Raw genomic sequence first — 6,055 nt, 5'->3', positions numbered from 1 at the left:
GTCACGGCATGGATCCTCGGGTCAAGCCCGAGGATGACGAAGGGAAGGGGTGCTTCTGCCGATCGCCGAGACGTGCAGCGTGATCGAAACTCTCTCCCGATAACCAGTCGGGATGTTCCAGCTCTGATTCAAGTTGTTGAGGCCGTGATTCCAGATGCTTGCCCAACGCCTTGATTTCATTGGCTGGTCTGCCGGGATCACATCTCCAATCTGGCCGGAAAACCAGGCGCGCGCAGGTCGGTACCGACAGCATCTTCCAGCAATTTGACGATCTGCGTCGACCACGCTCCGCCGCCATAGGCTGCCTTGCCCTGCTGAAAAATCGCGTTGACCCGCGATGCAAGCTCAAGCGGCACGCCCGATTGTTCGCCCATGGCGAGCGCGAAGCCGAGGTCTTTCAGCGCCAGGTCCATGGTGAAGCCGATGTCGTAGGAGCCGTTCAGCACCAGCTGGCTTTCGGTTTCGTGGACGAAGCTGTTGCCGGAGGAGGCAACGATGGCGTGGTAGCATTGCGCGAGGTCTAGCCCGCCCCGCTTGGCCAGCATCAGCGCCTCGCCGGCGGCGACCAGATGGATGAAGGCCAGCATGTTGGTGATGACCTTGATCACCGCCGCCGAGCCGATCGGGCCCATCAGAAACGACTTGGCGCACATCGCTTCGATGGCTGGGCGGTGGCGCTTGTAGAGGGCCGCATTGCCGCCGACCAGCGCGGTGATCTTGCCCACCGCCGCCAGATGCACGCCGCCGGTGACCGGGCATTCCAATGTCTCGACGCCCTTGGCCGAGGCGAGGGCGGCAAGCCGCAAAATCTCGTCGCGGCCGTTGGTCGACATCTCGATCCAGGTGCCGCCCTTGGGCAGGCCTTCCAGCAATCCGCCCGGGCCGGCCAGCACTGCCTCGCTGACTTTTGGTGAAGGCAGGCAGCTTATGGCATTGCCGGCGCGGGCGGCGGCCTCGGCGGGACTGCCGGCAGCCGTGGCGCCGAGCGCGACAAGGCGCTCGACGGCGGTGGGGTCGCGGTCGACAACGGTAACGGCAAAGCCGTTGCGGATCAGGCTGGCGGCAAGGTTGCCGCCGAGATGGCCAAGGCCGATGAAGGCGTAGCTTTCGCTCACGGCATCAGCGGCATCTGCATCATCTGCAGATGCAGGTCCTTGCCGGTGTAAGGATGCGCGTCGCAGACCGCCTCGTTGAGCTCGACGCCGAGGCCAGGCTCCTTCGAGGGGATGACGTTGCCGTCCTGCCATTCGATCTTCTTCTTCAGCAGCGTCGCGTGGAAGCCGTCCCACTGCTTCAGCGATTCCAGGATCAGGAAGTTCGGCAGTGTCACCGCGAGCTGGATGTTGGCGGCACCGACGATCGGCCCGCAATAGCAATGCGGCGCGACCTGGATGTGGTAGGCCTCGGCCATGGCGGCGATCTTCTTGGTTTCGAGAATGCCGCCGGAGCGGCCGAGGTCCGGCTGCAGGATGGTCGCGGCGCGGTTCTCGATGACGCGGGCGAATTCGGACTTGGTCGTCAGCCGCTCGCCGGTGGCGATCGGGATCGAAGTCGCACGCGCCACCTGCGCCATCACTTCGGGCATGTCCGGGGGCACCGGCTCCTCGAACCACAGGGGGTCGTAGGGTTCGATGGCGCGCGCCATGCGCAGCGCGCCCGATGCGGTGAACTGGCCGTGCGTGCCGAACAATATGTCGGCGCGGGTGCCGACCGCCTCGCGGATCGCCTTGATCATGCGGGTGGAGACATCGATGTCGACGAGGCGCGGCTGATGACCGTCGAAGGCGGTGTAGGGGCCGGCCGGGTCGAGCTTGACGGCATTAAATCCCTGCTCGACATATTCGAGCGCGCAGGCTGCGGCCATCTCAGGGTCGTTGTAGACGTTCCTGCCATCGGGCGCGTCCTCGGAATGGACGCTGCCCGTGTGCGGGTAGAGATAGGTGTAGGAGCGCAGCGTCTCGTGCACCTGGCCGCCGAGCAGCTTGTAGACCGGCTTGTTCGCTTCCTTGCCGACGATGTCCCAGCAGGCCATTTCGAGTGCCGAGAAGCAGCCCATGCCGGAGACGTCGGGACGCTGGGTGAAGCCCGAGGAATAGGCACGGCGGAAGAAGTTTTCGATGTCGTGCGGATCGCGGCCGATCAGATAGCGCTCGGCCATGTCCTCGATCATCCTGGCCGTGACATGGGCGGAGAAGGTGGCATTGTAGGCTTCGCCATAGCCGACCACGCCGCCGTCGGTCGTGAGCTTGACGAAGATGAAATATTTGCCGCCGATGCCGGGCGGCGGGTTGCCGACAACCCAGGTCTTGACGTCGGTGATCTTCATGTGTGGTCCTCCAGAACCAGTTCGGCGCCCTTCCACCCGGTCATGACCGAGGCGGCGTTGGTGTTGCCGGTGATGTTGTCGGGAAAGATCGAAGCGTCGATGACGCGCAGGCCTTCAAGGCCATGAACTTTCAGGCGCGGATCGACGACGGAGCGCGAGGGGTCGGGCCCCATGCGGCAGGTCGAAACCGGGTGATAGACGGTCCCGGAGCGCTTCCTGAAATCGGAGAGCAGGTCGGCGTCGGACTGGATCGACGGGCCGGGCAACACCTCCTCGGCGATGATCTCGGCCATGGCCGGCATCGAGGCGATCTTGCGCACGAATTTCACCGCCGCCAGCATCTCGTCGACATCGGCATTGGTGGAATAGGCGTTGGCGACGATCTTGGGATAATCGAGCGGGTTCCTGGAGCGGATCATGATCTCGCCCCGGCTCGAGGGGCGGCAGTTGGACAGGCCGATGGAGAAGCCCGGCCATGGGTCGGGCGTCAGGATCGGCCGCTCGCCGTTTTTCGGGATGAGGGTCGAGAAGGCCTGGAAATAAAGCTGCATGTTGGGCCGCGAGAAGGCCGGGTCGGTGCGGAAGAAGCCGCCGCCATGGTTCATCGACAAAGACAGTGGGCCGGAGCGCGTCAGGATGTACTGCATGCCGACCAGAAGCTTGCCCCACCAGGGCCGCAGGATCTGGTTGAGCGTCGGCAGCTTGCCCTTGAAGGTGTAGTTGATGCCGACATGGTCCTGCAGATTGGCGCCGACATTCTCGTTGGCTTGCACGACCGGGATGCCCAAGCCTTTGAGCAATGCCGCGGGGCCGATGCCGGAGAGTTGCATGAGCTGCGGCGAGTTGATCGAGCCGGCGGAGAGGATCACTTCGCGGCCGGCTCGTGCCGTCCTGGTCTCACCGTTGCGCAGATATTCGACGCCGACGGCGCGCTTGCCTTCGAACAGGATGCGGCTCGCCAGCGCGTTGGTCTCGACGCGGACATTGGCGCGCTTCATCGCCGGGCGCAGGAAGGCGCGGGCGGCCGACATGCGGCGGCCGTTCTTGGTCGAGATCTGGTAGATGCCGACGCCTTCCTGGGCAGCACCGTTGAAATCGGGGTTGAGCGGCAGGCCGGCCTGCTGGCCGGCGGCGAGATAACGCTTCGTCAGCGGGTGGACGGCGTTCGTGGTGTCGCTGATGTGAAGCGGGCCGCCGGTGCCGCGCCATTGGTCGGCGCCGGCCTCATTGTCCTCGAGCGCCTTGAAGGCCGGCAACAGATCGTCATAGCCCCAGCCGGGATTGCCGGCGGCGCGCCAGTCGTCGAAATCCTCGCGCGCGCCGCGGATCCAGACCATGGCGTTGATCGAACTCGACCCGCCGAGCAGCTTGCCGCGCGGCCAGTGGTCGACATTGCCGCCAAGGCCGGGATCCGGCTCGGTCTTGTAGTTCCAGTTCACCGTGGGATCGAAGAAGGTCTTGCCGTAGCCGAGCGGCATCTGCACGTAGAAGCGACGGTCGCTGCCGCCGGCCTCCAGCACCAGCACGGAGAAACGGCCCGAGGCCGAGAGCTTGTCGGCGAGCACCGAGCCGGCCGAGCCGGAGCCGACGATGATGAAATCATAGGTCTGCATGATGGAAATGGGCGGCTCCTGAAAACAGGGCGCAGCCTAGACGCCACGAGTTCGCCGCGTCGCCGCGCCTTCCGGCATCGGTTGTGAAAAAAGCGACTGGTCTATCCGGCCGGGTTGTGGGGAATACCGACAATCGCGCTTGATATGCATGGGGTCGACGGACTATGCGGGGACATCGGCCACTCTGCACAAGGCAGGAGAACCCATGCGTGTCCTGTCGGATGCTTTCATTCCCGAACTGCCGGGCTATTACCGGGGCAAGGTCCGCGAAAATTACGACCTGACCGACGGCAGGCGCATCATCATCGCCACCGACCGTCTCAGCGCCTTCGACATCATCCTGACCTCGATCCCGTTCAAGGGAGAGATCCTGACGCAGACGGCGCGCTACTGGTTCGAGGAAACCGCCGACATCTGTCCGAACCATGTGCTGGAATACCCCGACCCCAACGTCGTCGTCGGCACAAGGCTCGAGATCCTGCCGGTCGAGATCGTCGTGCGCGGCTATCTGGCCGGGACCACCAGCACCTCCATCCTGACCCGGTACAAGCGCGGCGAACGGGAGATGTACGGAATGCGCCTGCCGGACGGCCTGCGCGACTATGAGAAGCTGGCCGAACCGGTCATCACGCCGACGAGCAAGGCCGCCGATGGCGGCCATGACGAGCCGCTGTCCAGGGCCGAGATCCTGGGGCAGGGCCTGCTCATGCCGGCGCAGTGGGAGACCGTTTCGAGCTACGCCTTGCAGCTGTTCGCCCGCGGCCAGGCGCGCGCCGCCGAGCGCGGCCTGATCCTGGCCGACACAAAATACGAATTCGGCACCGACAAGGACGGGACGATCATTCTCGCCGACGAAATCCACACGCCCGACAGCAGCCGCTACTGGATCGCGGCGAGCTACGAACAGGCGCTGGCTGATGGCACGCGGCCGGAGAGCTTCGACAAGGATTTCATCCGCTCGTGGGTGGCGGCGCGCTGCGATCCTTACAAGGATCCGATCCCGAGGATCCCGGACGAGGTCGTCGAACAGGCTTCGCGTGTCTATGCCCAGGCCTTCGAGGCGATTACGGGCAAGGCATTCGTTCCCGACCTTTCCGGGGATACGGTTCTCGATCGTATCCGAGCTAACCTTGCAGATTATTTTTGAGAGGTGCGTCTCTCAGCTAGCGCCTGGTCTTACGCCGCGCAGTCGACCCCCACTCCGTCGAGCTTCGCTCGACACCTTGCCGGGGCGAGCCGCGGGTCTCGCCCGTCCTTCGGACCCCCCGATCGACGGGGAGAGGAAAGGCGCGAGCTTGCCCGGCCGGGCTCCCTTCCTCTCCCTCCGGAGGGGGGAGAGGTGGCGCTGCGAAGCAGCGACGGAGTGGGGGAAGCCCTCTCCAAAACCGCACCACCGGCGAGCCTGTGATCCCATGGAGGCGAGGAAGCGGGGGCTGCCTTGCGTTGACCTATTCCTGCCGTGGCGATACCGATGATCATTATATCGAGGGATTTCTCGCATGGTGCAGTACGCGGATGGACGGCCGATCGGAGACCTGACGCTGCGCACGCTGGCCATGCCTTCGGACGCCAATGCGGCCGGCGACATTTTTGGCGGCTGGGTGATGGCGCAGATGGACCTTGCCTGCGGCATTCGCGCCGCCGAGCGCGCCAGGGGCCGCGTGGTGACGGCGGCGGTCAAGGAGATGTCCTTCGCCAAGCCGATGAAGATCGGCGACACGCTGTGCATCTACACTCATGTCGAACGCGTCGGCCGCACCTCGATGACGCTCAAGGTCGAGGCCTGGGCGCAGCGCTATCTCTCCGACCTGATGGAAAAGGTCACCCACGCCGATTTCGTCATGGTGGCGCTCGACGGCGAGGGCAAGCCGAAAGCCGTTCCAGCCGAGAATTGATTCGATACCGCCACCGCGCGACATTTGTAACATCGCCCGAGCGGAGCGATGCGCTCAGCGACATCCTGCCGTTGCCTCCACGGCCAATTCTGCTGGCGTCGGAGGAAGACAATGCGTCAACACCTATTGAACGGCTGGCTTGCGGCGGCTCTCGCCGCCCTGGCCTGCCTGCTCGGCATAACTGCTTATGCCGAAGTCAAACAGGACCTCGGGCGCACCGC

General features: G+C 64.6%; 5 protein-coding genes. 2 read left to right on the top strand and 3 right to left on the bottom strand.

Annotation, left to right across the window (positions count from 1 at the left end; all coding sequences use genetic code 11):
* Window positions 1-197 precede the first annotated feature (197 nt).
* Genes EOA36_RS24570 through EOA36_RS24560 form a run of 3 tightly spaced genes read right to left on the bottom strand, consistent with a single transcriptional unit; the run spans window position 198 to window position 3,939 of the window.
* Window positions 198-1,115, bottom strand: coding sequence for an NAD(P)-dependent oxidoreductase (locus EOA36_RS24570; RefSeq protein ID WP_127279783.1), 918 nt, complete (start codon window positions 1,113-1,115; stop codon window positions 198-200).
* Window positions 1,112-2,326 carry a mandelate racemase/muconate lactonizing enzyme family protein gene (locus EOA36_RS24565; RefSeq protein WP_127279782.1) on the bottom strand — a complete coding sequence of 405 codons (1,215 nt, stop codon included), beginning with the start codon at window positions 2,324-2,326 and terminating at the stop codon, window positions 1,112-1,114. The genes EOA36_RS24570 and EOA36_RS24565 overlap by 4 nt, the downstream gene beginning before the upstream one ends.
* Window positions 2,323-3,939 carry a GMC family oxidoreductase N-terminal domain-containing protein gene (locus EOA36_RS24560; protein ID WP_127279781.1) on the bottom strand — a complete coding sequence of 539 codons (1,617 nt, stop codon included), beginning with the start codon at window positions 3,937-3,939 and terminating at the stop codon, window positions 2,323-2,325. The genes EOA36_RS24565 and EOA36_RS24560 overlap by 4 nt, the downstream gene beginning before the upstream one ends.
* Before the next feature lie 205 nt (window positions 3,940-4,144).
* Here EOA36_RS24560 and EOA36_RS24555 point away from each other — a divergent pair, with 205 nt between their 5' ends.
* Together EOA36_RS24555 and EOA36_RS24550 are read left to right on the top strand one after the other, a co-directional pair.
* Window positions 4,145-5,086: a phosphoribosylaminoimidazolesuccinocarboxamide synthase gene (locus EOA36_RS24555; RefSeq protein WP_127279780.1), complete on the top strand. Its 942-nt coding sequence runs from the start codon at window positions 4,145-4,147 to the stop codon at window positions 5,084-5,086.
* 352 nt (window positions 5,087-5,438) lie between these two features.
* On the top strand, window positions 5,439-5,834 hold the full coding sequence (locus tag EOA36_RS24550) for an acyl-CoA thioesterase (protein WP_127279779.1): 396 nt from the start codon (window positions 5,439-5,441) through the stop codon (window positions 5,832-5,834).
* Window positions 5,835-6,055: the final 221 nt, after the last annotated feature.

This window comes from Mesorhizobium sp. M8A.F.Ca.ET.021.01.1.1 (genome assembly GCF_003998025.1).
Classification (GTDB): domain Bacteria; phylum Pseudomonadota; class Alphaproteobacteria; order Rhizobiales; family Rhizobiaceae; genus Mesorhizobium.
This window is presented reverse-complemented; position numbering and strand designations above follow the sequence as displayed.